General features: G+C 69.0%; 22 protein-coding genes. 12 read left to right on the plus strand and 10 right to left on the minus strand.

What is annotated here, in order from left to right:
- Positions 1-366: 366 nt before the first annotated feature.
- Entirely contained in the window at positions 367-762 is a 396-nt protein-coding gene (locus ADK57_RS08970) for a GNAT family N-acetyltransferase (RefSeq protein WP_053748909.1), read from the minus strand.
- Positions 763-949: 187 nt separating this feature from the next.
- On the opposite strand from ADK57_RS08970, the gene ADK57_RS08975 reads away from it, so the two are divergent.
- From ADK57_RS08975 to ADK57_RS08985, 3 genes are all read left to right on the plus strand, one after another.
- Positions 950-1,780, plus strand: coding sequence for a PP2C family protein-serine/threonine phosphatase (locus tag ADK57_RS08975; RefSeq protein WP_053748835.1), 831 nt, complete (start codon positions 950-952; stop codon positions 1,778-1,780).
- A 48-nt stretch (positions 1,781-1,828) separates the two neighbouring features.
- The gene (locus tag ADK57_RS08980) at positions 1,829-2,833 is read left to right on the plus strand and encodes an MASE1 domain-containing protein (protein WP_420711848.1); all 1,005 of its coding nucleotides are present in this window, start codon (positions 1,829-1,831) and stop codon (positions 2,831-2,833) included.
- 129 nt (positions 2,834-2,962) lie between these two features.
- Positions 2,963-3,610: a DUF6629 family protein gene (locus ADK57_RS08985; RefSeq protein ID WP_053748837.1), complete on the plus strand. Its 648-nt coding sequence runs from the start codon at positions 2,963-2,965 to the stop codon at positions 3,608-3,610.
- A 148-nt stretch (positions 3,611-3,758) separates the two neighbouring features.
- Here ADK57_RS08985 and ADK57_RS08990 read toward each other — a convergent pair whose 3' ends face one another.
- Positions 3,759-4,349: a TetR/AcrR family transcriptional regulator gene (locus ADK57_RS08990; RefSeq protein WP_053748838.1), complete on the minus strand. Its 591-nt coding sequence runs from the start codon at positions 4,347-4,349 to the stop codon at positions 3,759-3,761.
- Between the two features lie 176 nt (positions 4,350-4,525).
- On the opposite strand from ADK57_RS08990, the gene ADK57_RS08995 reads away from it, so the two are divergent.
- Both ADK57_RS08995 and ADK57_RS09000 read left to right on the plus strand, forming a co-directional pair.
- Positions 4,526-5,545, plus strand: a complete 1,020-nt coding sequence (locus ADK57_RS08995) for an aldo/keto reductase (RefSeq protein WP_053748839.1) — start codon at positions 4,526-4,528, stop codon at positions 5,543-5,545.
- 142 nt (positions 5,546-5,687) lie between these two features.
- Positions 5,688-6,647, plus strand: coding sequence for an alpha/beta hydrolase family protein (locus ADK57_RS09000; RefSeq protein ID WP_053748840.1), 960 nt, complete (start codon positions 5,688-5,690; stop codon positions 6,645-6,647).
- A 56-nt stretch (positions 6,648-6,703) separates the two neighbouring features.
- On the opposite strand, the gene ADK57_RS09005 is transcribed toward ADK57_RS09000, so the two are convergent.
- The gene (locus tag ADK57_RS09005; protein WP_199830514.1) at positions 6,704-7,114 is read right to left on the minus strand and encodes a MerR family transcriptional regulator; all 411 of its coding nucleotides are present in this window, start codon (positions 7,112-7,114) and stop codon (positions 6,704-6,706) included.
- Between the two features lie 442 nt (positions 7,115-7,556).
- Between ADK57_RS09005 and ADK57_RS09010 the strand changes: the two genes are divergently transcribed.
- On the plus strand, positions 7,557-9,044 hold the full coding sequence (locus tag ADK57_RS09010; protein WP_053748841.1) for a SulP family inorganic anion transporter: 1,488 nt from the start codon (positions 7,557-7,559) through the stop codon (positions 9,042-9,044).
- Positions 9,045-9,175: 131 nt separating this feature from the next.
- Here ADK57_RS09010 and ADK57_RS09015 read toward each other — a convergent pair whose 3' ends face one another.
- A complete protein-coding gene (locus ADK57_RS09015; protein ID WP_053748842.1) occupies positions 9,176-10,207 on the minus strand; it encodes a saccharopine dehydrogenase family protein in 1,032 nt (343 codons plus the stop codon).
- A gap of 100 nt (positions 10,208-10,307) precedes the next feature.
- On the opposite strand from ADK57_RS09015, the gene ADK57_RS09020 reads away from it, so the two are divergent.
- Together ADK57_RS09020 and ADK57_RS09025 are read left to right on the plus strand one after the other, a co-directional pair.
- Complete coding sequence (locus ADK57_RS09020) at positions 10,308-11,288, plus strand: helix-turn-helix domain-containing protein (protein ID WP_053748843.1); 981 nt, start codon at positions 10,308-10,310, stop codon at positions 11,286-11,288.
- A gap of 96 nt (positions 11,289-11,384) precedes the next feature.
- The gene (locus ADK57_RS09025) at positions 11,385-12,608 is read left to right on the plus strand and encodes an MFS transporter (protein ID WP_053748911.1); all 1,224 of its coding nucleotides are present in this window, start codon (positions 11,385-11,387) and stop codon (positions 12,606-12,608) included.
- Positions 12,609-12,655: 47 nt separating this feature from the next.
- On the opposite strand, the gene ADK57_RS09030 is transcribed toward ADK57_RS09025, so the two are convergent.
- Entirely contained in the window at positions 12,656-13,117 is a 462-nt protein-coding gene (locus ADK57_RS09030; RefSeq protein WP_234390052.1) for a carboxymuconolactone decarboxylase family protein, read from the minus strand.
- A gap of 322 nt (positions 13,118-13,439) precedes the next feature.
- Positions 13,440-14,714, minus strand: coding sequence for an amidohydrolase family protein (locus ADK57_RS09035; RefSeq protein WP_053748844.1), 1,275 nt, complete (start codon positions 14,712-14,714; stop codon positions 13,440-13,442).
- Positions 14,715-15,259: 545 nt separating this feature from the next.
- Between ADK57_RS09035 and ADK57_RS09040 the strand changes: the two genes are divergently transcribed.
- Entirely contained in the window at positions 15,260-15,796 is a 537-nt protein-coding gene (locus ADK57_RS09040; RefSeq protein WP_053748845.1) for a GNAT family N-acetyltransferase, read from the plus strand.
- A gap of 56 nt (positions 15,797-15,852) precedes the next feature.
- On the opposite strand, the gene ADK57_RS09045 is transcribed toward ADK57_RS09040, so the two are convergent.
- The 4 genes from ADK57_RS09045 to ADK57_RS09060 all read right to left on the minus strand — a co-directional run bounded on the left by ADK57_RS09045 (position 15,853) and on the right by ADK57_RS09060 (position 20,442).
- Positions 15,853-17,013 carry an acyltransferase family protein gene (locus ADK57_RS09045; RefSeq protein ID WP_078973030.1) on the minus strand — a complete coding sequence of 387 codons (1,161 nt, stop codon included), beginning with the start codon at positions 17,011-17,013 and terminating at the stop codon, positions 15,853-15,855.
- A 164-nt stretch (positions 17,014-17,177) separates the two neighbouring features.
- Positions 17,178-18,449: a sugar ABC transporter permease gene (locus ADK57_RS09050; protein WP_053748913.1), complete on the minus strand. Its 1,272-nt coding sequence runs from the start codon at positions 18,447-18,449 to the stop codon at positions 17,178-17,180.
- A gap of 5 nt (positions 18,450-18,454) precedes the next feature.
- Positions 18,455-19,237 (minus strand): ATP-binding cassette domain-containing protein, encoded by a 783-nt coding sequence (locus tag ADK57_RS09055; protein WP_053748846.1) that lies wholly within the window; start codon positions 19,235-19,237, stop codon positions 18,455-18,457.
- Between the two features lie 116 nt (positions 19,238-19,353).
- A complete protein-coding gene (locus ADK57_RS09060) occupies positions 19,354-20,442 on the minus strand; it encodes a sugar ABC transporter substrate-binding protein (protein WP_053748847.1) in 1,089 nt (362 codons plus the stop codon).
- 599 nt (positions 20,443-21,041) lie between these two features.
- Between ADK57_RS09060 and ADK57_RS09065 the strand changes: the two genes are divergently transcribed.
- The 3 genes from ADK57_RS09065 (at position 21,042) to ADK57_RS09075 (ending at position 25,525) form a co-directional block, all read left to right on the plus strand.
- Positions 21,042-23,579: a SpoIIE family protein phosphatase gene (locus ADK57_RS09065; RefSeq protein ID WP_053748848.1), complete on the plus strand. Its 2,538-nt coding sequence runs from the start codon at positions 21,042-21,044 to the stop codon at positions 23,577-23,579.
- Positions 23,576-24,658, plus strand: a complete 1,083-nt coding sequence (locus ADK57_RS09070) for a sugar ABC transporter substrate-binding protein (protein ID WP_234390056.1) — start codon at positions 23,576-23,578, stop codon at positions 24,656-24,658. Before ADK57_RS09065 ends, ADK57_RS09070 begins: the two co-directional genes overlap by 4 nt.
- A gap of 168 nt (positions 24,659-24,826) precedes the next feature.
- A complete protein-coding gene (locus ADK57_RS09075) occupies positions 24,827-25,525 on the plus strand; it encodes a FadR/GntR family transcriptional regulator (protein ID WP_053748849.1) in 699 nt (232 codons plus the stop codon).
- Positions 25,526-25,569: the final 44 nt, after the last annotated feature.

The following is a 25,569-nucleotide window of genomic DNA, read 5'->3' on the forward strand; positions in this document are numbered from 1 at the left end:
GCACATCGCCGCGACGGTTGTCGACCCGCGGGACCCTGGCCCCGGCCCTGACCCTGACCTGGACCGGACCGACTGTCCGCCGTCACCTCTCGCGCCCGTTGACAGCCGTTGTGATCCACCGAACGGCGGCCGGTCCGTCGCGCTGGTCGGCCAACTCGGCGATGGGGCCGTTGACTACTACGACGAGCACGGGCGTGCCTTCCCGGCCGGCGTGGCAAAGCAGGCCTACTCGGTGGCCTTCAGTCGATCACTCGGTCGATCCGCGCTGGTCACCGGTGGCGGCCGGTGCAGGTGACACCTGGATCGGTGACTGACGCTGGTTCCCGCCGCCTACGGCCCCCCCCGATGCCGCTGTTCAAGCCTGGCCTAGAGAGCGATCAGACCCGCCGCCGTCGCTTTGAAGCCGCAGGCGTCGAAGTAGAAGGAGCGCAGGTGCTCCTCGAAGTCGACATGGAGCCAATGGCACTTCGCGGCGTGGGCTCCTTGGGCTGCGGTTTCGATCATGGCGGCGCCGATCCCCTCGGACCGGCGATGCGGAGCCACCACCGTGTCCAGGATGAAAGCATGAGCCCCGCCATCCCAGGCAACGTTGACGAAGCCGATGAGGGCACTGTTTTCCCACGCGCAGACCCAGCCGAGACTGTGACGCCGAAGTCGTGTCCGCCAGTCGGTGGTGTCGGGCGAATGACCAAATCCCTCGGCATGCAACGAGTTGAGGGCAGCGTTGTCGAAGTCGCCTCGCCACTCGTACCGGGTCGTCATGCCCCGATCGTAGAGCCCGCGAGTTTGCCCGGTACCGCACAGCAGGCCGTCGGTGATGGTCAGCTCCGTCACGGACTGGCGCAGCAAGTCTCGTCAGCGGCCGCCGACCGTACGATCACGTGGCCGTCACCCTAATAGGTCAAATAGGATTTTATACTCAAATGGACGCTAACTTCCGGAGTGGTCCATGTCCCGCAAGCGCTCGACCGACGACGGTGACGAACTGCTGGCCCGGCTCGGGACGCTGTCCGCCCAGGCGCGTGAGCGAGCCGAGCTCCAGCGTTCCCTGGTCGAGCTGGCCGTCGCCCTGCAACGCGGCATGCTTCCCGGGGACCTGCCTGTCGCTCCCGGATTCCATCTGGCCGTGCAGTACTCACCTGCCTTTCACGGTCTCAACGTGGGAGGCGACTGGTACGACGCCTTCAGGATGCCCGACGGCTGCATCGGACTCTCCATCGGCGATGTGCAGGGCCACAACATCGAGGCCGCCGCATTCATGGGACAGGTCCGGGTCGGCCTGCGCGCGCTCGCGTCTGTCACGAGCGAGCCGGGCGAACTCCTCTCCAGAACGAACGATCTGCTTCTGTCCCTCGGTACCGACCTGTTCGCGACCTGCACTTTCATGCGGCTCGACCCGTCCACCGGAGTGCTGGAAAGCGCCCGGGCGGGCCATATCCCCTGCGTCTGGGCCACCGCGAACGGGAAGTCCGGCATCGCCGAGGACGAAGGGGGACCGCCGCTGGGCGTCCAGAAGGGGCAGGAGTACCCGGTGACCCGGTACCGGCTCAGCACGGGCGGGGTCTTCGTGCTGCTGACGGACGGCGTGGTGGAGGGGCCCTCACTGAGCGTCGACGAGGGGCTCGACCAGGTGGTGAGACTTGCGGGCATCGCCGCCGTCGCGGGCATGGACGCAGGCTCGCTCGCCGCAGCCGTGATCAAGGGTGCCGAGCAGGTGGGACACGAGGACGACGCTGCCGTACTGGTCGTCGGTCACGACGGACCCGACGTACGGCGGTAGGCGGGCACCACGCCTCTCGGCTCGCCGACAGGACGGCATCGGTATCTGATGGCTGCTGTGGTGGGTATCCAGGATCTGCGTCGGCCGGCCCTCTACGCCGTCCAGACGCTGGCAGTAGCCGCCTGCTACTTCGCGGCGGGACGGCTGGGCCTCATGCGCCGGCTCGTCGTCCAGGGTGCCGTGGTCACACCCATTTGGCCGCCTACGGGCGTCGCGGTGGCCTGTCTGCTGATCTTCGGGTTGCGCTCCCTGCCCGGCATCATTCTGGGCGTCCTGTTCGTGGTCATGTCCATCACCTCACTGCAGCCCGCCGTGATCGGGACGCTGGCGGGCAACACCGCGGGTCCGGTCTGTGCGTACCTCATGCTGCGCAGGGTGGGATTCAGGACGGACCTCGGCCGCTTGCGGGACGGTGTTGCGCTGGTGTTCCTGGGGGCCCTGGCCGGCATGCTGATCAGCGCGACTGTCGGCGTGGGAGTCCTCGTCCTCCTGGACGAACTCGATGCGCCCGGTTTCCTGCCCGTCTGGCTGGCATGGTGGGTGGGCGACGCGATGGGCGTCCTGATCGTCACCCCCATCCTGCTTCTGCTCCACGCGGCACGCCGGCCTCCGAGCCTGTCCCGATGGAGGGAGGCCTTGGGGCTGGCCCTCATCGCCTGTGGTCTCGTACCGCTGGCCGCGTACAGCAGCATCAGCCTGCTGTTCCTCGTCTACCCGCTGCTGATCCTGGCCGCCCTGCGCTTCCAGTTGGCAGGCAGCATGCTGTGTGCCCTCTTCGCCTCCACCGCGGCCACCGTCGCGGCGACGGATCAGAGCGGTCCGTTCGAACGGCTGTCCCGTATCGAGGTGATGATCAAGCTCCAGGCGTTCAACGGCTCCATGGCCCTGACAGCGCTGCTCCTGTCAGCCGTCGTCACCGAGCAGCGCAACACCAGACGCTCGGTGGAACGGGCCTGCCAGGACCTGGTGGAGGTCCTGGAACACCTCACCGCCGGCGACTCTCCCCGCAACCGGCAACCGAGAGACGCCGACCGCCTGCCCCATCGGCAGTGAGGTCCGCGACCCGCTCCTTCGGGGACGGCGGCGCGGGCCTCGTGTCACCCGGGCCGGCGGCCGAGCGCAACGTAGCGTGACCCGCACAGCAAGGCGGATACACACGACGATCGACCCCATGGTGGCGTGATGTGTTGGAGTGCGACGGCCGATCTCGTAGCGGGCGTCGGTGTCGCGGCCGCCGGTGTGGTCTGTGTGGCGCGGGTGCGCAGCAGCAGGGACCTGCCGCTCGCCGCACTGCCGCTGCTGCTCGGGACTCACCAGATCGTCGAGTCGGTGGTCTGGTCCTCGGGCGGCGGCGACGGACCGGCAACCGTCCTCTGGGCGATCATCGCGCTGCCACTGTTGGCGGTGTGGGTGCCCGCGGGAGTCCTGTGCGCCGCCCCACCGCATGCCCGGTCCCGGCTGGTCCCCCTGCTCGCAGCGGGAGTCGTGACCGCCGCGATGCTCGCATACGGCATCGCCGCCGGCCCGGTGACGGCCGAGATCCGCGGCCGCACGGTCGGCTATGCACTGGACCTGTCCCATTCACGTCTTCTTGTCGCGGGTTACCTCCTGGCCACCGTGGGCTCCCTGCTGCTGTCCGGAGACCGACGGCTGCTGGTGCTGGGGATTCTGGTCGCCGTGGGCGCCTTGGCCTGCTGGGCTCTGTGGCAGCTGGAGTTCGTTTCGACCTGGTGTGCGTTCGCGGCACTGTGCTCGGTGGTACTGCTCGGTTGGATTCGCGCACGGCCGGGCGCCTCGAAGATGCCCAGTGGCCCGGCCGGAGGGAATTGACGCCGCACACGTGCGTACCGACCCCTCCGACGGCACCCCGAAAGCGGCCCGTGCCGGAGACCGCCGTGGCGGGGGTGCCGAGGGGGCGCTCCACTTCGCGTCGATCGCGGCCGCGAACGTCGGCCGACATCAGCTGTCCGGCCGATGGTCAGTGCGGTCGGTGTAGTCCGGCGATGAGGAGCTCGACCAGTCGACGTGCGTCGTAGCGGGGATCGCTGTCCGCGCCGATGCAGAGGTTTCCGACGCCGCGCATGAGCTCGTAGGCCTCCAGGTCGGAGCGGATCTCACCGGCGCCGGCCGCGGCTTCGAGCAGCCGGGCGCATACGGGCACGAGCCGGTCGAGGAAGTAGGCGTGGAGGGCGTCGAAGCCGGCGTCGTCGGAGTGCAGCACGGCGGCGAGTCCGTGTTTGGTCACCAGGAAATCGACGAAGAGGTTGATCCACTGTCCCAGGGCCGCGTGAGGAGTTGCGCTGGTCTCCAGCAGGGCTGGACCGGCCTCCGCGCAGGCATCCACCTGGTGCCGGTAGACGGCGATGATGAGATCCGCGCGAGTCGGGAAGTGGCGGTAGATCGTGCCCAGTCCGACGCCGGCCTTGGCCGCGATGTCGCGTACCGGCGCTTCCACGCCTGACGTGACGAAGACCGCGGCGGCCGCGTCGAGCAGAGATTCCTTGTTGCGCCGGGCGTCCGCCCGCTTGGACTGGGCTGCACGCCCTGCGCCCTCGTCGCCGTCCTGCACCGCGCCGCTCCCTCCATCGTCGAGCTTGCCAAACGGAACAACGTTCCGTATGTTTCCGGAACAACGTTCCGTTTGCTCATGATGCCAGAGCAGAGGGCCGTCACCAAGCCACGCATGCCTTACGCATGTCCCCGCGCAATGCCACCACGCTTCATCCGCAATGGAGGAACACGGTCATGCAGTACCGCACCTTGGGCCGCACCGGTGTACAGGTCAGCTCCCTCGCGCTCGGCGCGATGAACTTCGGCGAGATCGGGCGCACCACCCAGGACGAGGCCACCGCCATCGTCGATGCCGCTCTGGAGAGCGGGATCAACATCATCGACACCGCCGACATGTACAGCGGTGGTGAGTCGGAGCAGATGGTCGGCAAAGCCATCGCCGGCCGCCGCGACGACATCGTGCTGGCCACGAAGGCGAACATGCCCATGGGCGACGAGCGCAACCACCAGGGCAGTTCGCGCCGTTGGCTCGTCACCGCGCTGGATGACAGCCTGCGCCGTCTCGGTGTCGACCACGTCGATCTCTACCAGATCCACCGGTGGGACCCGCGCACCGGCGACGAGGAGACCCTGTCGGCGCTGACCGACCTGCAACGCGCGGGAAAGATCCGCTACTTCGGCTCCTCGACCTTCCCCGCATACCGCATCGTGCAAGCCCAGTGGGCCGCCCGCGAACATCGCCTGAGCCGTTACGTCACCGAACAGCCCAGCTACTCGATCCTGCAACGCGGTATCGAAACCCACGTGTTGCCCGTGACCGAGGAGTACGGGCTCGGTGTGCTGGCGTGGAGTCCGCTGGCTTCGGGCTGGCTGTCCGGCGCGATCCGCGCGGGCCGGGAAGTCACCACCAGCCGCTCGACGTTCATGCCGCAACGCTTCGACACCGCCATCCCCTCCAACCGGGCCAGGCTCGACGCCGTCGAGCAGCTGGCCAAGGTCGCCGACGAAGCGGGCCTGACCATGATCCAGCTCGCGCTCGGATTCGTGACCGCGCATCCCGCCGTGACCAGCGCGCTCATCGGCCCCCGCACACTGGACCACCTGCACTCGCAACTCGCCGCCGCCGACACCGTGCTCTCCGCCGACCTGCTCGACGAGATCGACGCCATCGTCGCTCCCGGCACCGACCTGGCCGCACACGAGAAGTACGACACGCCGCCCGCGCTGCTCGACCCGTCACTGCGGCGCCGCTGATCGTCCGAGGGACGGCCTCCACTTCCTCTCCGGCAGCCCCGGGCCCGCGGGAATCGCGCCGGCGCACACGACCCCCGACCGCCTCACCCGTCGCCGGCCGAACGAGACCGGCAGCAGAGGCCATTGAAAGGGCATACGCATCATGAGTGAATCGACCTACCCGGCCGATGCCTTCGGCTCGCCCACTCCCGTCCTCTCGGTCAGTCCGGTAGCGCTGTCAGCTCCCGACCGAGCCGTGGACCTGGAGGTGCGGGTCTCCGCGCCCATGAGCGGGGGCGACCTGCCGGTCATCCTCCTCTCGCACGGTCAGGGCTACTCCAACCACCTCTCCTCACTGAACGGCTACGCACCCCTCGCCGACTTCTGGGCTGCGCACGGCTTCGTCGTGATCCAGCCCACCCATCTGAGCTCGAGGACGCTGAGCCTGGATCCCGACACCCCCGGCGCGCCTCTGTACTGGCGATCGAGGGCCGAGGACATGACGCGCATCCTGGACCAGCTCGACGTGATCGAGGCAGCCGTCCCACAGCTCCTCGGGCGCCTGGACCGAAGCAAGATCGCCGTAGCCGGACACTCGATGGGCGGGCACACCGTGAGCCTGCTGCTGGGCGCACGGCTCACCGATCCGCACGACGGAACGGAAGCGAACCTGGCCGAGCCCCGGATCAGGGCGGGTGTCCTGCTTGCCGCACCCGGCAGAGGCGGCGATGCCCTCACCGCGTCCGCAGCCGAGAATCTCTCATTCTTCTTGACCACGGACTTCTCCAAGATGACGACGCCCGCGCTCGTGGTCGCCGGCGACAAGGACGACTCCGCCCACCTGACGGTTCTTGGTTCGGACTGGCACGCCGATCCGTACCACCTTTCCCCGGGCCCGAAGTCCCTGTTCACCCTGTATGACGCGGAGCACGGGCTCGGCGGGGTCGCTGGATACGACGTCGCCGAGACCACGGACGAGAACCCCGAGCGTGTGTCTGCCGTCCAGCGGCTCACCTGGGCCTACCTCCGCACCGAGCTCTACCCCGGGGATGCCGCCTGGCAGGCGGCGCGTGACGCGCTGACGGCCGCACCCACCCCACTCGGACGGGTCGAATCCAAGTAGGCCCGGAAGAGGCACCCCAGGGCGCCGCCGGAAGGTGGCCGATCGTCAGGAGCGGGTCAGAACCGGGGGGCGGGAACAGGTTCTTCCAGGCGGCTGCGGAGGGTGGCGGCGAACTCTTCCGCGCGGGCCAGTTGGAGGCGCAGTCTCTCGACCTGTTCCGTGACGGCCTGCTCGTACGTCCGCACGTGTTCCAGCACGGCTTCGCGCTCACCGATGTCCAGTGCGCCGGCATCGAGACGGTCGGTGGCCTCCAGCAGATCGCGCATCTGCCCCAGGGTGAAGCCGAGCGGCTTCATGCGGCGGATGACCATCAGGCGGGCGACGTCGGTCTCGGTGTAGAGGCGGAACCCGCCCCGGGAACGGGCGGAGGGGACGACCAGGCCGGTCTCCTCGTAGTGGCGGATGGTGCGCAGGGACAGCCCGGTCCGCGTGGCGACCTCGCCGATCTGCATGTGCTTGCTGTCCACGCCCGTGACCCTGACCCTTCTCGTCCGGGTGCTGCCGCGTCCCGACGGCCCGACCGATCTCTACCCTAACGTTAGGGTAGAGTCGCCGATGTTGAGGGTCGGCCCGGTGCCTCACCTCAGCCGTGCGGGCCTGGGGTCTGCGTACTGCTGTGTCGGGGCCGATGTCGCCCCCGGCGAAGACCCGAGCGCTGCAGGAGAAGAGCGTGCGCGTGTCCGTGGTGCCCGGCGGTGCACTGCCTGCCCGCCGTGCTGCTCCGCCCCTGACACCGGACCGGTCGCGTTTTCGCGCCCGGTCTTGTCCGCTGTGAAGACTTCCGGCCCGCCGAGTGGGCCGTACGCGGGATGCCGGCCCGGCCTTCCGCGCCCTTTCCGCACGCCCCGGCCTGCCGATGGCGGTGTGCCCGAGCACGACAGGTTCCTGTTCCTCTTGTCTTCTTCCGTTGTGTCCTCCGTCGTGCGGCTGCGCGGTCTGCGTCCGGACTGGTCGGCCGATCCGAAGGTGTGGCGTACCGAGGTGCTGGCCGGCCTCGTGGTCGCACTTGCGCTGATCCCTGAGGCGATCTCGTTCTCGATCATTGCCGGTGTCGACCCTGCGATCGGCCTGTTCGCCTCGTTCACGATGGCCGTGACCATCTCCGTCGTCGGCGGACGCCGCGCGATGATCTCGGCAGCGACCGGAGCCGTCGCCCTCGTCATCGGCCCCCTCAACCGGGAGCACGGTTTCGGATACCTGGTCGCCGCCGTCATCCTGGCCGGCGTCATTCAGATCGTGCTCGGCGTGCTCGGCGTGGCCAAGCTGATGCGGTTCGTCCCACGCTCGGTCATGGTCGGCTTCGTCAACGCCCTCGCCATCCTGATCTTCATGGCCCAGGTCCCGGAGATGCACGACGTGCCGTGGGCCGTGTACCCGCTGATCATCGGTGGTTTGGCCCTGATGGTGTTCTTCCCCAGGGTCACCACCGTCGTCCCGGCCCCGCTGGTCTCGATCGTCATCCTGACCGTCATCACCGTCGCCGCCGGAATCGCCGTGCCCACGGTCGGCGACAAGGGCGCCCTGCCGTCCTCGCTGCCGGTGCCGGGCCTGCCGGACGTGCCGTTCACCGTGGGCACCCTGACCACCATCGCCCCGTACGCCCTGGCGATGGCGCTGGTCGGCCTGATGGAGTCGCTGATGACCGCCAAGCTCGTCGACGAGATCACCGACACCCACTCGTCCAAGACCCGCGAGTCCGTCGGCCAGGGCATCGCCAACATCGTGACCGGCTTCTTCGGCGGCATGGGCGGCTGCGCCATGATCGGCCAGACCATGATCAACGTGAAGGTCTCCGGCGCTCGTACCCGCCTCTCCACGTTCCTGGCGGGCGCATTCCTGATGGTGCTGTGCATCGTCTTCGGTCCGGTCGTCTCGGACATCCCGATGGCCGCTCTGGTCGCCGTCATGGTCATGGTGTCGTTCGCGACGTTCGACTGGCACTCCGTCGCGCCGAAGACGCTCAGGCGGATGCCGGCCGGGGAGATCACCGTCATGGCCGTCACCGTCGCGGTCGTGGTCGCCACGTCCAACCTCGCCATCGGCGTCGTCGTCGGCTCCATCACCGCGATGGTCATCTTCGCCAAGCGCGTTGCCCATCTGGCCGATGTCGCCGCCGTCGCCGACCCCGACGGCACCCGGGTCGTCTACTCGGTGACCGGCGAACTGTTCTTCGCCTCGTCCAACGACCTCGTCGGTCGGTTCAACTACGCCGACGACCCCGACACGGTCGTCATCGACCTGTCGGCCGCGCACATCTGGGACGCCTCCTCCGTCGCCGCCCTGGATGCCATCGAGACGAAGTACGCCCAGCGCGGCAAGACGGTCGAGATCATCGGCCTGAACGACTCCAGCGCCGACCTCCACGGCAAGCTCACCGGCGAACTCGCCAGCCACTGACCCCCAGTCGCTCCGCACCGGGCTGCGGCGACGATCTCAGGAACGGGTCAGCAGTCCGGCGGCCCGACCTCCCGAAGGCGGGGAAGCAAGCCGCCCCCAACGCCCCCGACGTCGCAGTGGCGGCCTTTCCGCTACTGATGCAGTTCGAGGGAGAAGTGCGCGGACAGCGCCCGGAGAAAGTCGGGCGCATCGAAGATCTCCCCGGCGGAGGCGACGCCGACCGTCCTGGTCTGCCCCGTGAGGATGCGGTGAACCGCTTCCACCGCGAGCGGCGCGCTGACAGCGTAAATGTCCTGGCCCCGCGCCACAGCGCGCCGTTCGGCACCGCCCGAGCGCACGACGACGTCGACCAGGAAAGTTTGCACGGACCGCCCACGCTCGTCGGTCGCGGCCGGCGTCGGCGAGTCCGGGGCCGACAGGTCCCTGGCCGCCTCGACCGTCATGTATGAGCGCACCTCGGGGATGGACAGGTGGCTGGGGATGGTGACGGCGTCGGCCATCGTGAACTCCCCGATGACGGCGCGGGTGCCCATCGGGTCCGGAAAGGGCCACTCCAGGATCGGCGGGGTGTCGGTGTGGTAGTCCAGCCGCCCGTTCGTGTAGCGGACGCGCCGGCCGTTCCGCCGCGACTGGGAGACCTTGCCCGCGGCGCGCGTCCCGGCGGTGGGATGCCAACTGTTCAGCCCGTACGCGATGTGCGCCTCGTCGGCCGTCGTCCAGTCACCCATCGCCGCGGTGGCCAGAAGGTCGCCGAGGCCGCCGTAGAAGGCCATCGCGGGGACGATCACCCCTCCCGCTGCGCGGGCGCGGTCCGTGAAGTGTTCGAACGTGTCGACGTTGGCCTCGATCTCGGCCGCCACGTCCACATACGGGATCCCGGCGCGCAGTGCCGCCTCGATCACCGGTGCGGCCGTCGTGGCGAAGGGCCCCGCGCAGTTGATCACAGCCGCCGTGCCGGCCAGTGCGCGGTCGAGTGAGATCGCGTCGCCGACCGACGCCGGCCGGGCGTCGAGCCCGGGAGCAGACGCCGCCAGAGCCTGCAGCTTGGCCGTGTCGCGACCTGAGAGCACCGGGACGAACCCGCGATCCCGCAACTGTGCGACAACGAACCTCCCCGTGTGCCCGTACGCACCGAATACCGCCACCGACTGCCGCGATCCCATGAGTTCTCCCCGTGCTCGAATGATCCACTACGGACATCCTGACGAGGGCGGGCCTCCCACCGTGAGTGTCCGGAACGCCATGCCCCGTACAATTCCGGACATGGGCACTGTCGCGCTGGCCGTCACCGACGGGATGCTGCACTTCGAACTGTCCGTGGCGTACGAGGTGTTCGGCGCCGCGCCCGTCGGCGTGACGGACCCCTGGTACGACGTCGCCCTCTGCGGGCCGGACGCCGTGCAGGTCGGCCGGTTCCGGCTGGAGCCCGACCACGGGCTCGACCGGCTCCGACGCGCCGACACCGTGATCGTCCCCGCCTGGGCGGACGTCGACGAGGACCCGCCCGCCGACCTGGTCGACGCGGTGCGCGCGGCCCACGACGCAGGCGCGCGCGTGGCCTCCCTCTGCACGGGCGCGTTCGTGCTGGCCGCCGCCGGTCTGCTGGACGGGAAGCGTGCGACCACGCACTGGGCACACACCGGGGTCCTGGCTGCCCGCTACCCCCGGGTGGAGGTCGATCCGGACGTGCTCTACGTGGACAACGGCAGCGTGCTCAGCTCCGCCGGCAAGGCCGCCGCACTGGACCTGTGCCTGCACCTGGTTCGCCTCGACCACGGCTCGTCGACCGCCAACGCCGTCGCCCGCCGCCTGGTCGTGCCGCCGCACCGGGCAGGCGGCCAGGCCCAGTTCGTCACCGCCCCGGTGCCCGCCCGGGACGACCATCCGCTCGCCGCACTGTTCCCCTGGGTGCTCGAACGCCTCGACCACCCGCTGACCGTGGAGGACCTGGCACGCCGGGCACGCATGAGCTCGCGCACCCTGGGTCGCCACTTCAGGGCCGCGACCGGCACCACCCCACTGCAATGGCTGCTGACCCAACGGATCCGCCGCGCACAGGAGTTGCTGGAGACCACCGACGACAGTGTCGACGCCATCGCGACGGCGACCGGCATGGGCACCTCCACGACGCTGCGCCGACACTTCAACCGCACTGTCGGCGTGCCTCCGGACACCTACCGCCGCACCTTCCGCGCGCGGTCCCGCACCGCCTCGAACGACACCCGGCCACCCCAGCGCCACTGAGCCGAGAAGAGCGCGACGGGCGGATCTGCGAGGACTGCTAGAATGAGCGCGTTGGCCTTCGGCGCCCCCAAGTGGACGTGCCCGAAGGCTTTTTTCATGCCATCCGACACGTCTGCGCCGACCGCGCCATCGCCTACCAGCTACCGCGCCCTGCTCAGCAACAGAGAGTTCACCGGCTTGTACGTCAGCTTCACGCTGACGGTTGCCGCCGCCACCTTGTCGGGCTTCGCGCTCGGCACACTGGTCAACCACCAGACCGGTTCCCCGTTTCTGACAGCCGTGAGCATGTACGGCGCCACGTTCGCGACGGTGCTCGGCGCACTGACGCTGATGTCGGTTGCGGACGGGCGCCGTCCCCGCCGGACTCTCGTCGTACTCCAGTGCGTCTCGCTGGCGGGCCTTGCCGCGCAGGCGATTCCGGGGCTGCCGTTGGGCGCCCGGTTCGGCCTGCTCCTGATACTGGGGTTCTTCCAGTCCCTGGGGACCGGCACGCGGATGGGGCTGCTCGCCGAAGTCGTGCCGACCTCCACGTACGCGCCGGCACGTTCGCTCATGAACATCACCTCGGGGGGCATGGCGATCCTCGGCTATGCCATCGGTGCCGTGCTGCTGCGCCACTTGGCCCCGCAAGAAGTCTTCACCATCGCCGCGGCCCTGACCGGACTCGGGCTGGTCGTAGTGGCGGCGACCGTCCGGGAGCACTCGATCCGTCCGACCCGTCGCCCCGGACTGCGTCAGACCTGGACGACGAATGTCGCGCTCTTCTCTCACTCCGGCCGGCGGGCGCTGCTGCTGAACCTGTGGGTCCCCAACGGCTTGATCGTCGGCTGCGCGGCCCTGTTCATCTCCTACGCCCCGGGGCACGCCGGCGCTCTCCTGGCCGCCGGATCGGCAGGCATGCTCCTCGGGGACCTGATCGTCGGACGACTGCTCACCGCCGACCAGCGACGCCGTTGCGCGTTCGCCCTGCGGCTGCTCCTCGCTGCCCCTCACCTGCTGTTCGCACTCCATCCGCCCGCGCCGGTGGTCACGGTCGCGGTGTTCGTCGCCGGTGCCGGGTACGCCGCCACCCTGCCCCTGCAGGAGCAACTTCTCGCGCTGACCCCGGATTCGGTCCGCGGCCAGGTGCAGGGCGTCGAGTCCGCCGGGCGGATGACCTGGCAGGGTATCGGCGCCGGGATCGCCGGCATCCTCGCCCAGTACCTCACTCCGGGCACTGCGATCACCACTGTTGCCGCAGTCTCCGTTGCCGTCACGGTCGGCTCCCGGCCCTTCGTGGTCCGGGCCCGAGCCGTCCGTGTCGGGAAGGCAGAGACATGAACGGGCGCCGGCTGCTCCGGGGTTCCGGTTCGGCTCACGGCACGGAGCTACTGGCCCAGTGCCTCGCGGGCGGCGGTGCGGGCTGCCACCGCCCGGGGGAAGCCGGCGTAGCCCGAAGCGTGGTAGAGGACCTCGCCGAGCTCGTCCTCGGTCAGGCCGTTGGTCAGGGCGATCCGGACGTGGGTCTGCAACTCGGACTCTGCGCCGAGGGCGATGAGGATGCCCAACGTGACCAGGCTGCGGTCACGGCGGCTGAGCCCGTCGCGCGCCCACAGGGCACCGAACACACTGGTTACGCCGATCTCGACGAGCTCTTCTCCGAAGCGACCGTCCCGAAGGTCGATGTCGTCACCCTCGGGGAACACGCCCGGCAACAACTCGCGCAGGGCCTTGAGACCTGCGGCCCGCAGATCGGATTCGCTGCCGGGCGCGGCAGACGGAGCGGCGGGCTGTGCACCACCGGACTCTGATTCGGCTGCGGGGGATCCCTTGACCGCCTTGGCTCTCACGCGTGACTCCTGTCCCAAAAGCATCTGGCATGGTCGCGAGCGCGCGCGGCATCGGGCTCTTGCTCGGCACCGAGTCGATGTTCCGGGGGCTCTGTTGCGATGTGGACGTGGGTACTTCCGGGCCCGCACCACCCGGTCATGACAGTCGTCCGGCGACCTTGTCGGACGTGGAGCACGACGTGGTCGGCCGGCTCGTCGGCGACCACGGTCTGTCCGAACTCGGCCTGGCCCCCATGGACTTCGCGGCATCTGCCCGGGTCCATGAGGGCGACCGGCCCGGAGCGAACTCGCTCCGGGCCGGGGCCCGCGGCTCGGTCGCGGGTCAGGCGTCCTCGGACACCGGGGCGAGCTTCTTGCTCTTGTCGAAGTTCACGACGTCGGCCAGCGTGCCGCCCAGGATGGCAGCGCGGTCCTCGTCGGACACCGTGTCGTCGAAGTTGTACGCGATGCAGTCGGCGCTGCTGCGGAAGGTGCCCTCGGCATGGGGGTAGTCGTTGCCCCACATGATCGTCGACACGCCTGTGATGTGGCGGGCCTTGACGGCGGTGGGGTCGTCCGCGAACTGGACGTGGATCTGGCGCTGGATGTACTCGCTGGGCTTGAGGGGGTAGGGCCACTTCTCGTTGACGGTGAACAGCCGCCCCATGGCCGGCTGCTCCTTCGGCGAGCGGTTGTCGTCCCAGAAGCCGAGCCACCAGTCGGGGTCCTGGCCGATACCGGTCCTGAAGGACTTGTCCATGAAGCCCATGTAGGAGACCAGCCAGCCGGCGCTGAACTCGATCAGGTTGAAGTGAAGGTTCGGGTACCGCTCGCAGACACCGCCACCGACGAGGTCGGCGATGATGCGCTGCGGGTTCGCGAACCCGGCCGCGGAATTCTGCAGCCGGCCCGACACCATGTCGTCGGTCAACTGGCCCTTGCCCATGTTGACGGCCGTCATCATGCTCCGGACGGTCATCGCCGTCTCCGAAGTGTCTTCCTTGGTCTTCACCCCGCCGGTGGCGACGTGGATGAACACCGGCATCCCGTTCGCCTGGGCGGCCGCCCACACCGGGTCGTACATGCGAGAGGCATACGGCACGGGCGGGGTCTCCGGAATCAGGATCGCTCCCAGCCCGAGGCGCGCGCACCGCTCGATCTCGGCGACGGCTTCGGGGATGTCCGTGACGGGGATCGCCGCTGTCGGGCGCAGCCGGTCCTTGTACTGGAGGAACCGTTCGGCGATGTAGTCGTTCCACACGCGTGCGTGTGCCATCGACAATTCGTGGTCGTCGGTGAAGAGCACGAACAGTGACAGGTTGGGGAACATCACCGAGGCGTCGACGCCGTCGAGGTTCATGTCCCGGATGATGTGCTCCGGTTCGCCGTCCGGGGTCTCCCCGCCGAACTGCCGGTACTTGGAGATTGTCCAGCCGTCGTACCCGATCGTGTGCAGCTTCTTGAACTCGGTGTGCCCGCCCTCCACGATCGGCTCCTCGAGTGTGAACTCCTCTTCCCAGAGGGCCCGCTCGCGAAGCTGCTTGGGCAGCCGGGTCTTGAAGAGATCGACAGGCTCGATGATGTGTGAATCGCCTGATACGACAAACTCTTTGAACACAGGGAGTACCTCTTTCCGAACCTCGTCGTTCGTTCCAGAACCCGCCCCCGGGTGATTGGTGAAGTTACCTGTACCGCGCGGTCTAGTCAACGATTCAGTGCATCCAATCCCTCAAGTGCCCCAGGTGACAGCTCGGTGCGGCCGGTCCGGTTCGACTCGCCCGGCGGGTCGCTGGTAGGCGGGTTCTCGGAGTCGTACGGGATGTGATCCTGGCCGACGTGGCCTCTGAAGTCGCCCCTGTGTAAGGGGCATCCTGTTTGTGGATGTCGACGGGGGAGTGCGTTGATCGCGCGCGCCCGCACGCTCGATCGGCGCCCGGAGCTGACGTCGAGGGCAACGTGGCGGTGCTGCCAGATCATTCCGCCTCTAGTGAATCAGTGCACTGAAAGTCGCGCCTCGGTCAGGCCGACACTCGGATGCCGCATCGGCAGGAACGCCGCGATGCCGGTGCGGGAAATTCGGTGATCGGCCGGCTGTCCAGGCATGCGGCAGCATGAGGGAGCGTCGATTACCGATGCCCCCCTTGACTTCGGCAGGATGGGATCATGACCGAGATCCGCACCCCCCGCCTCATCCTCCGTCGCTGGCATGACGACGACCTGGCGCCCATGGCGGAGATCAACGCGGACCCGCGGGTCATGCACTGGGTCGACGACGGCTCGGTCTGCGACTTGGAGGCCACGGCCGAGGCCATCGAGCAGTGGGAGGAGGAGTGGGACGAGGAAGGCTTCGGCCTCTTTGCCGTCGAGTTGCTGGCCTCGGGTGAACTGGCCGGCTTCACCGGCCTGTCCGTCCCCGACTTCCTGCCGGAGGTGGCGCCGTACGCCGTGGCGATCAGCTGGCGACTCGGCTCACAGTTCTGGGGCCAGGGGTACGCCTCCGAAGCAGCCCACGCCACGCTTGAGTTCGCGCTCCAGGACCGTGGCCTCGACCGCGTCATCAGTATCAGCCGGGTGGGTGACGACGCCTCCGAGAATGTCATCCGCAAGCTCGGCATGGTGCTGGAGCGCGAGACCGAACATCCGGTGTTCGGCTTTCCGCTGCGAGTTCACACCATTGATCTCACGGAGTTTCATGGGTGATATCGGCCGTGCATCCTGAAGCCGGTGTCGAGTCTCGGTTGAGGTGCGGATTTCCTCTACTCGCCCTGGGCGCGGTTCGGTCGCGCGCCGGGTCCGGAGGCGTACTGCCTGAACGCCCACTGCATTTTCGGTTCCATGACGAACCGGAAGACCTGCTGGACTGGGGGAGTGCACAGGACGGTCGCGATGACGGCGGCGACGGCGGTGGCGGTGATCTCACCGAGTGGCCCGTGGACCCAGTCGGGCTCGTACCAGCCCCAGAACTTCGCCCCCTGGGCGAAGAAGCCGTGCAACAGGTAGGCGTACAGCGTGCCCGCGCCCAGCGCGGTGAACCACATCCGCCGCCGGGGGACCCAGGCGAGGAAACAGGCGGTCAGGAGCAGCGAGCAGGCGAAGAGGGTCAGGGTCATCACGGGCCCGTACCAACCGGGTGCGCCGAGTTCCTCGGCGCCGTCGCGGTGGAAGAACCAGTCGCCGCTCCTTCGCGGAACGGCCCAGTACGCCACGGCCAGTGCGCAGGCGAACACGGGCACGGCCAGGATGCGCACCTCTCGGCGGCGCAGCAGCTGGAAGTGCTCCGGCTTCAGGTACAGGCCCAGCACGAAGAACGGCAGATACTGCAGGGTCCGCTGCAGGGCGAGATCGTTGCCGATGGACGGCGTGACCGTCGCCGGCACCGCGAGAGCAAGCGCGAGCAGCATCGGCCACCGCACGAACCGCCACAGCGGGGTGGTCAGCCGCCAGATGAACAGCGCCGCCAAGAACCACGTCAGGTACAGGGGACCCAGCAGGCTGATGGGGCGCTCCGGCACCTGGTCGGTCCACCGGGTGTAGAGGGTGTACGCCGTTTCGAAGACGACGTAGGGCACGGCCACCCCGGTCACCAGGCGTTTGAGTCGTTCGGCACTCCAGTCGAAACCGCGCGAGAAGTAACCGGAGACGACGATGAACGTCGGCATGTGGAAGGCGTAGACGATCATGTAAAGCGCGGTGACGGCCCGGCTGCCGGAACGCAGCGGCTCCCAGGCGTGACCCACCGCCACCAGCACGATCGCCAGGTACTTTGCGTTGTCGAAGAAGGCGTCGCGTTCCCTCGTGCGCCCGGGTGCGGTCCGTACCGCAGACGCCGTCCCGGGCGCCGCCCCGCTGTCGGCCGTCGTCTCCGTCTGTGACTGCGCCGTCGCATGGGCGTGTGCGGCTTGCGTGGTTTCGCTCACCACACCGCCCGCACATCACATGTGGAACGCGCACGGAAAGGTACGCGTCTTACTGAAGTGATGGATGTGGCGTGGGCCTGAGACATCCCGGCCGCCTCACCACTTCCGGGCGACGCAAACCCCTTCGGTCGAAGGTGTTGCGCGATTCGCAGGGAACGGACGAGTCAAGCTCGCCCGTGTGCCTCCTGCGAGCGTCGTGACAGGGAGTCGATGACCACTGCGGCGAAGAGCACTCCGCCGGTGATGATGAACTGGACGGCGGTGGGGGTGTCCGTGATCGCCATGCCTGAGGCGATCGACTGGATGACCAGGATGCCCAGCACCGCGTTCCAGGTCGTACCGCGTCCTCCGAACAGGCTGGCGCCACCGATGACCGCTGCGGCGATGGCATTGAGCAGCAGGACGCCGGAGCCCGAGTTCTGGCTCACCGAGGTGATGCGTGAGGCCAGGAACAGACCCCCGACCGCGGCCATGGTGCCCGAGACCGCAAGCACCGCGGTCTGCACCCGCGTCACACTGAGGCTGGCGCGACGGGCCGCCTCGACCCCGCTGCCCAGGGCGTAGACCTGCCGCCCGTAGTGCGTGCGGCGCAGAACGATGTCGAGGCCGGCCACGAGCACGAGGAAGATCAGGAGGGCGAGCGGCAGACCCTGGAAGCGGTTGAGCAGATACGCGGCGGTGAACGCGATCACCGCGAGAGCTCCCGTGCGCAACAAGATCCCCCGGAGTGAGCGGTGCGGTATGCCGACGGCCTGCCGCCGGCGTCTGTCCTGGTATGACACGACGAAGACCACGCCCGCTGCGACCGCCGCCAGGCCGTAGGCGGCGGCGTCATTGGTGAGGTAATAGCTGGTCAGCTTCGCTACGAGCCCGTTCTCGTCGAGGTTGATGGTGCCGCTGGTACCGAGGATGGCGAGCATGATGCCGTTCCAGGCGAGCAGCCCCGCGAGCGTGACGACGAACGCCGGCACCCGGGTCCTGGCGAAGGAGAAGCCCTGGACGGCTCCCGTCACGGTGCCCGCGAGCACCGCGACGACGAGGGCGAGCCATTCCGGCACGCCGTTCTTCACGTTCAGCACGGCAAAGACAGCCGCCGCGAGGCCGCTGATCGAGCCGACCGACAGATCGAGTTCACCGAGCAGCAGTACGAAGACGATGCCGACCGCGATCAGCCCCGTGCCCACGATGTCCACGCTGAGATTGGACAGGTTCCGGGGCGAGAGGAAGTTCTCGTTGAGGGCCTGGAAGATCACCCAGACCGTGGCGAGGACGAGGACGACAGGGAGGGAGCCCAGTTCGCCGGCGCTCAGCTTGCGCCGGAAGGCGGCGACCCAGCCTTCCATCGCATGGACGACGGTCTGCCCGCGGCGCTGCTGAGGGGGCTTGGCGGTGGGCGCGGCGGGTTGGGGCTGGGGTTTGTCCGCCATGTTGTGCATCCGTTTCACCATCCCGCCTCCCGGTGGGCCATCCGGCGAGGCACGTTCTCGGCGGCGCCGGTGATGGAGGAGATGATCTGTTCCTGAGAGACGGTGTTCACGTCGAAGAAGCCGTTGTTGCGGCCGAGCCGCAGGACGGCGGCGCGGTCCGCGAGAGCTTTGACGTCGCCCATGTTGTGGCTGATGAGCAGTACCCCCAGGCCGCGGTCGCGCAACCGGTCGACCAGGTCCAGGACCTCGGTGGTCTGGTCGAATCCCAGCGCTGCGGTCGGCTCGTCCAGGAGGAGGAGCCGCGGGTCACCGAGGAGCGAGCGAGCGATGGCGACCGTCTGTCGCTGACCGCTGGACAGTGAGACGACGGGGACGCGGAGATCGGGGATTCCCCTGGTCAGGCGCTCCAGCAGATGCCTGGTGCGGCGCTCCATCTCCACCTCGTCGAGGAACCCGAACCTGCGGATCTCCCGTCCGAGGTACAGGTTGCCGACGACATCGAGGTTTCCGCAGAGGGCGAGGTCCTGGTAGACGGTGGCGATGCCGAGGTCCCGGGCGTTGTGGGGTCGCTTGATGTGTACCGTCCGGCCCTCCCACTTCATGACCCCCTTGTCCGCGGGGGTCACTCCGGAGATCGCCTTGACCAGGGTGGATTTGCCGGCCCCGTTGTCGCCCAGAAGAGCGACGACCTCCCCGGCGCGAATCTCCAGCTCGATGTCCGTGAGCACGTCGACGACGCCGAAGCGTTTGCACACACCGTGCAGCGCCAGCAGGGGGGGAGTCGGCACGGAGAACATCTCCTTCCCGGAGCCTGAAGTCCAGGGCCTGAAGTGCAGGGCCTGAAGTGCAGGGCCTGAAGTCCGGAGCCCGGAGCTCCGGAGTCCGGAGCCCGGACCCGGTGGGAGCCGGACTGTCAGGTCAGCCCGGCCTTGTCGCAGGCGGCCTTGAGGGGGGAGGTACAGATCTGTTGGACCGTGTACACGCCGTCCTTCACCAGGGTGTCCTTGATGGAGTCGACGGTCACGGACACGGGGGTGAGCATGACGGCCGGAACCGTCTCACCACTGCGGGTCCTCACCTTGTCCGCGGCAACCCGGTCGAAGTTCTCGCCGCGAACCGCGGCCACGGCCAGGGCGGCTCCGGCGGACGCCTCGGGTGCGAAGGGCTTGTACACGGTCATGTACTGATCGCCGCCGACGATGCGCCGTACTGCTCCGAGTTCGGCGTCCTGCCCGGTGACCGGGGGCAGTGGGTCGACCTTGTTGGCTTTGAGGGCAGTGATGCTGCCGGCGGCGAGACCGTCGTTGGCGGCGTAGACCCCGTCGATGTTGTCGACGCCGAGGGCCGCGATGGCGCCGGACATGTTCATGTTCGCGGCCTCCGTCCTCCACTGGAGCGTGGCGTACTCTTTGCCGATCTTCACTCTCCCCTTGAGCACGGACAGTGCGCCCTTCTTGAACGAGGCCGCGTTGGGGTCGCTGGGATCGCCGTTCATCATGACGATCTGGGCGCCGCGCGCACCGTCACCCATGGCGTTGAGGAGTGCCCTGCCCTGGAGCCTGCCGACTTCCTCGCCGTCGTAGGACACGTACGCCGAGATCGGGCCCTCGGCGAGACGGTCGTAGGAGATGACCGGGATGTCTGCCTCGGCGGCCTTCCTGACCGCGGCGCCGAGTGACTTGGCGTCAACGGCCACGAGCACGATGGCGTCGACACCCTTGGTGATCATCGAGTCCATCTGTTCCTGTTGGATGGCCACATCGCCCTTGGCGTTGGTGTGCTCGACCGTGCACTCGTCGCACAGTTCCTCGATCTTCTTTTCGAGCAGAGGTCTGTCCTGCGTCTCCCACCGGGCCGTGGTGGCGTCCGGCAGCAGCAGTCCGATGCTCGGTGCGTCGCCCCCGTCGGCGTCCTTTTCGGCGCCGGGCCCGCAGGCCGCGAGGGCGACGGCTGTGGACACGGCGGTCATGGCGAGGGCAGCGTCCCGTGTGCAGGCCTTCATGCCGGGGACCTCCTTTGTCGGCTACCCGTGACCGGTCTTCGCCGGGCGTGAGGTCCAACGGCTGTGCCAACCCGCCTTCGCCGGGTGGTTGGCGGCCGGTTCACGGAGGACCGGCGGTGCCGTGCGCGCGTGACGCGGCGTGAAGGATCCGGGTGAGGTCGGCCGGGCCGTACCGGCAGTCGCGAAGCCGGGCGCACCGGCGTGGCGGGGCCTCCGCCCGACCGCTCCGGCATCGGCGGTCGGCGGGCTTTCGCGATGCCACAGCCGAACGTCGGCCTGGAACGCACCGCGTGGAAGTAGCAAGTCGACCACGTCGTCAGTGTGGCACCGGGGGCGCTGATCTGCGAACGCGCCGACTCCGACCAGGGTTCGGGCCGGGCTCCCCGCGCTCGTCATCGTGCAATGGACCCGGTCGCCCCTCGGCCGGCCTGTCACCGTGCCGCGGCCGGGCGGTCCGCGGCGTTGCCGTCCGATTCGCCGTCGGCAGCCGCAGAAGTGGATCTGTCCGTTTGGTTCGCATATGAGATTCTAGTGAGTGGGTGCTTGGCTCCCCCCAGCGCGTCGGCACCTGCGGCAGGGACGGGAGGTACGTTGCGGACATGCCTCACGACGGCCGGGCTCGGGCCGGAGTTACGGAGCTGCGGGCATCCGAGGCCAGCACGGCAGGCACGGGGCCCTCTGCGCCTCCGATGCCGGATGCCGCCGTGAGTGATCGGGCCCTGACGTTCGCCGGAGCGGACCTGGCAGCGGTCTATGTGCTCGATGCCGGGAACGGAGAGCTGCGGTTGGCGGAGGCGGCCGGATGTGCCACTTCCCAGTACGAGGTGCCGAGGCGTCTGCCTCTGTCCGGTGGCTCGCCCGCGGCGCACGCCTTGGGCGCCGACCGGCCCATATGGCTCACTCCCGCCGCACTCACCTCCTACGCCGAGGGTGTGCCGACGCCGTCGCGACCGGGGATGTCGCTCGCCACCCTGCCACTCGCGTCCGGAGGCAGGCGCTTGGGCTGCCTCCTCGTCATGGGCGACTCCGTGGACGGCTTCGAGCCTGAGCAACGGCGGTTCCTCGGGCGGTACGCCGACGCGATCGCCGACACCCTCCAGGCCGGTACCGGCCGGCCCGAGCCTTCGGCGCTGCTGTACCCCGCGCTGCGGAGTCTGCACGTGGGCACGTTCGTCCTGATGCCGGACACCGGCCTGATCGAGGCGGACGACACGATGCTCGAACTGGTCGGCATCACGCCGGACGACTTCGACGGCAAGGCCGACACCCTGCTCGCGCATGCCTTCCCGGAGGACATGCACGCGCTGATGTCGGTCTTGGAGCCGACCAGTCAGGCGTACGGTCGGCGGGAGCTGGAGTTCCGTGTCCGGCGCCCCACCGGTGAAATGCGCTGGCTGAGCCTGAGCTGCCGGGTGGCGGCGGGCACGGACGTCCGGCCGGAGCAGGTGCTGGGCGTGGTGACGGCAACCTCGGTCCTGAGCCGGAGCGCCGATGACGTTTCCAGGATCCAGTGGCTGACCGCCGCGCTCGATGCGGCCGCGACGGTCCGTGATGTCGGCCGGGTGGCGGTCACCGCGCTGCGTGAGCCGCTGAGCGCCGACCGCGTGGCTCTCGCCGAGTTGCGGGACGACCGGCTCATGGTCACCGTGCTGGATCCGCCGCAGCCCACGGCCTGGCCGGAGATATGGCGTTCACAGTGGCGTTCGGAGTGGCCCGACGCGCCGGTCAGCGCTCTGCCCACTCTGCAACTGGCCTTGCAGGACGGACGTATGGACCTGTGGCCCGCCGGTTCGGTCCTCGAATCCGGGCTGGCAGGGATCGGCGGCGGAGGCCTGGCCGTGCTGCCGCTCCCCGCCAAGGGGCGGGTCGGCGGCGTGTGTCTGGTCGGCTGGGACCAGCCGCATGAGTTCGTTCCCGAGGAACGGACGCTGCTGACCGCCACCGCCGCGCTGGTCGGACAAGCCCTCAAGCGTGCGCACGCGCACGACGCGGAGCAGGAACTCGCGACGATGCTGCAGCGCAGTCTGCTGCCCCGACGTCTTCCCGAGCTGCCCGGGTGCACGGCTGTCGCCCGTTATCTGCCCGCCCGGCGGGGGTTGCAGGTGGGCGGTGACTGGTACGACGTCATCGCTCTCTCCGAGGATCGGGTGGCGCTGGTCATCGGTGACGTGCAGGGGCACAGTGCCGGGGCCGCGACGATCATGGGTCAGATGCGTACGGCGGTCAGGGCGTACGCGGTGGAGGGCCACCCGCCCGACGTGGTCGTCTCCCACGCCAACCGACTCCTCGTCGGTATGGAGACCGATCTGTTCGCCACCTGTTGTTATGCCGAACTGGACCTGGAACAGGGCAACACCCTGTTCGTCCGGGCGGGCCACCTCTCGCCACTGGTTCGCCGTCCTGACGGACGTACCGAGGAGGTGCAGGTCGAGGGCGGGCTTCCGCTCGGCATCCTCGCGGAGGCCGAGTTCCCCATGACCGCGGTCACGCTGGAGCCCGGCACGGTGCTCGCCCTGGTCACCGACGGTCTGGTCGAGGCCTCCGACCTGCCCCTGGACGAGGGGATGCGCCGGACGCGCAGCGCACTCGCCGCGGCCGATCCGGCGGATCCGGGCCGCATGGCCGACGAACTGCTCGGCGACGTCGGCCGCCGTGAGGACGACGTGGCGCTGTTGCTGCTGCGATACGACGGCATGAAGACCCGGCCGATCCGGGCCGACTGGGTGGTGTGGCGGCTGCCCGACGCCGTCATGCACGCCCGCCGTTTCACCGCGCGCATTCTGCGCCGGTGGAAGGCCGAGGAAGCCGCCGACGCGGTGCTGCTGGTCGTGTCCGAGCTGGTGACCAACGCGCTGGTGCACACCCAGGGTCCGGTTCGCGTGGACCTGACACTGCGCGGTGACCGGGTGCGCGTCAGTGTGACCGACTCCTCGCCGCGGGCGCCCGCCAAGCCGGTGATCGTGGACTGGGAGTCGACCGGCGGCCGGGGCCTGCTTCTGGTCGAGGCGATGTCGGAGTCCTTCGGCTCGATGCCCGTGGCCGGCGGCAAGCAGGTGTGGAGCGAGATCGCTGTGCCGCGCCGACGGCCGGCGCCAGGGGACTCGGAGCCCCTGCCGGAACGAGGGGCCCCGCTGTGAAGGCACGTACCTGGCTTGCCGTCGCGGCGCTCGTCGCGGCCATCATGACGATGTTCCTGGCCGGCTGCGCGGGAGACGACGACGCGGGCACGGACCGCTTCACCGTCGGCCTGCTGCTGCCCAGCCGAGCGCTCCCGCGCTGGGAGCAGTCCGACAAGCCCCTCATCGAGCAGCACCTGAAGAAGCTCTGTCCGGGCTGCACGATGGAGTACGCCAACGCCGAGAACGACGCGACGACCCAGCGCCAACAGATGGCCTCCATGATCACCAACGGCGCGAGGGTCCTGATCCTCGACGCCGCCGACACCAGGGCGCTGCGCTCCTCGATCCGGGAGGCACGCAAGGAGGGCGTCCCGGTCGTCGCCTACGACCGGCTCGCCGAAGGGCCGATCTCGGGCTACGTCAGTTTCGACGGCGTGCAGGTCGGCAGGCTCCAGGGCGAGGCGCTCCTGAAGGCCATGGGCGACAGGGCACGCGACGAGAACGTCGTGATGATGAACGGCGATCCGACCAGCCCCAACGCGGCGTCGTACCGCAAGGGCGCGCTGTCCGTCCTCGCCGGCAAGACGAAGATCGTGAGGTCTTACGACACCCCGGGCTGGAGCACGGCGAACGCCCACGCCAACATGGCCGCCGCCATGGCGGCACTTGGCCCGGACCGAGTCGGCGGAGTCCTCGCCGCCAACGACGCCATGGCCGCGGGCGTCATCTCCGCACTCAAGGGGGCCGGCGTCAGGGAGCTTCCTCCCGTCACCGGTCAGGACGCCGATCTCGAAGCCGTGCAGCGCATCATCAAGGGCGAGCAGTACATGACGGTCTACAAACCGTTCAGGGCGGAAGCGGCCGAAGCCGCCGCCATGGCCGTCGCCCTGGGGCGCGGCGAGGGTCTGCGAGACGTGGCCACGACGACAACCGACAGTCCAACGACCAAGCGGATCCCGTCCGTTCTGCTCACTCCGACCGCGGTGACGGCCGGCAACATCGAGCAGACACTCGTCAAGGACGGCGTGTACACCATCGACCAGATCTGCGCCCGGAAACTGAGGCCCGCCTGCGACGAGGCCGGCCTCACCCGCTGACGGGGCCGTCCGGTGCTCAGCGGACGGGCAGACGTGCCCGGCAGGGGCCGGCACATGAAATTGCACGGCCCGAGGTGTTGACGGGCTCCGGTCGCGGTGCCATCGTTTCCGGCACATAGACATCAGATGTCTGACGTCAGATGTCGCGACGAAGGAAGATTCGCCACCATGTCTCTCTCGGACGACCTCGCGGAGCAGCTCCTCACCGCGATCATCGACGGCCAGTACCCGCCCGACTCCGCTCTGCCTCCCGAGGGCGAGCTGTCCGAGCAGGGCGGGGTCAGCCGGCTGACCGTGCGCGAGGCGGTCAAGCAGCTGCGGGCACAGAACGTCGTCCGGGTGGTGCGCGGCCGAGGTACCTACGTCAATCCGCCGGACCGGTGGACCGCGCTGGAGCCGGTGGTGCGGGCGGCGTCGCGCACGGCGAGCGGAGCCCTTTCGGAGCGACTGATCGAGGCGCGTCGGCTGATCGAGAACGGCGCCTGCGAACTCGCCGCGGCTCGCCGCACCGAGGACGACCTGGATGCCCTGCGTCAGCAGCTGGCAGTCATGCGGGAGGCCGCCGATGCCGGGGACACCGAGCAGTTCGTGCAGGCGGACATCGACTTCCACGACACGGTGATGCGGGCCACGGGCAACCTGTTCGTGCCGCTGCTCTTCGAGCCGTTCGGCCCGCTGCTCGTCGAGGGCCGCCGCGAGACCTCGGCCGTTCCCGAGATCCGCACCAACGCCATCGCGCATCACGAGGCCGTGCTGGCCGCCCTGGAGTCCGGCACCCCCGAGACGGCGCGCGAGGCGATGAACGCCCACATGAACCAGACCGCGGACGACCTGCGCACCCACGTCATCAAGCCGCTCGCCGACTGACCCGCTCCCTCGCCCCCAGACCCCCGCCCCCTTCGCACAGTTCA

The organism is Streptomyces sp. MMG1533 (genome assembly GCF_001279775.1).
Taxonomy (GTDB): domain Bacteria; phylum Actinomycetota; class Actinomycetes; order Streptomycetales; family Streptomycetaceae; genus Streptomyces.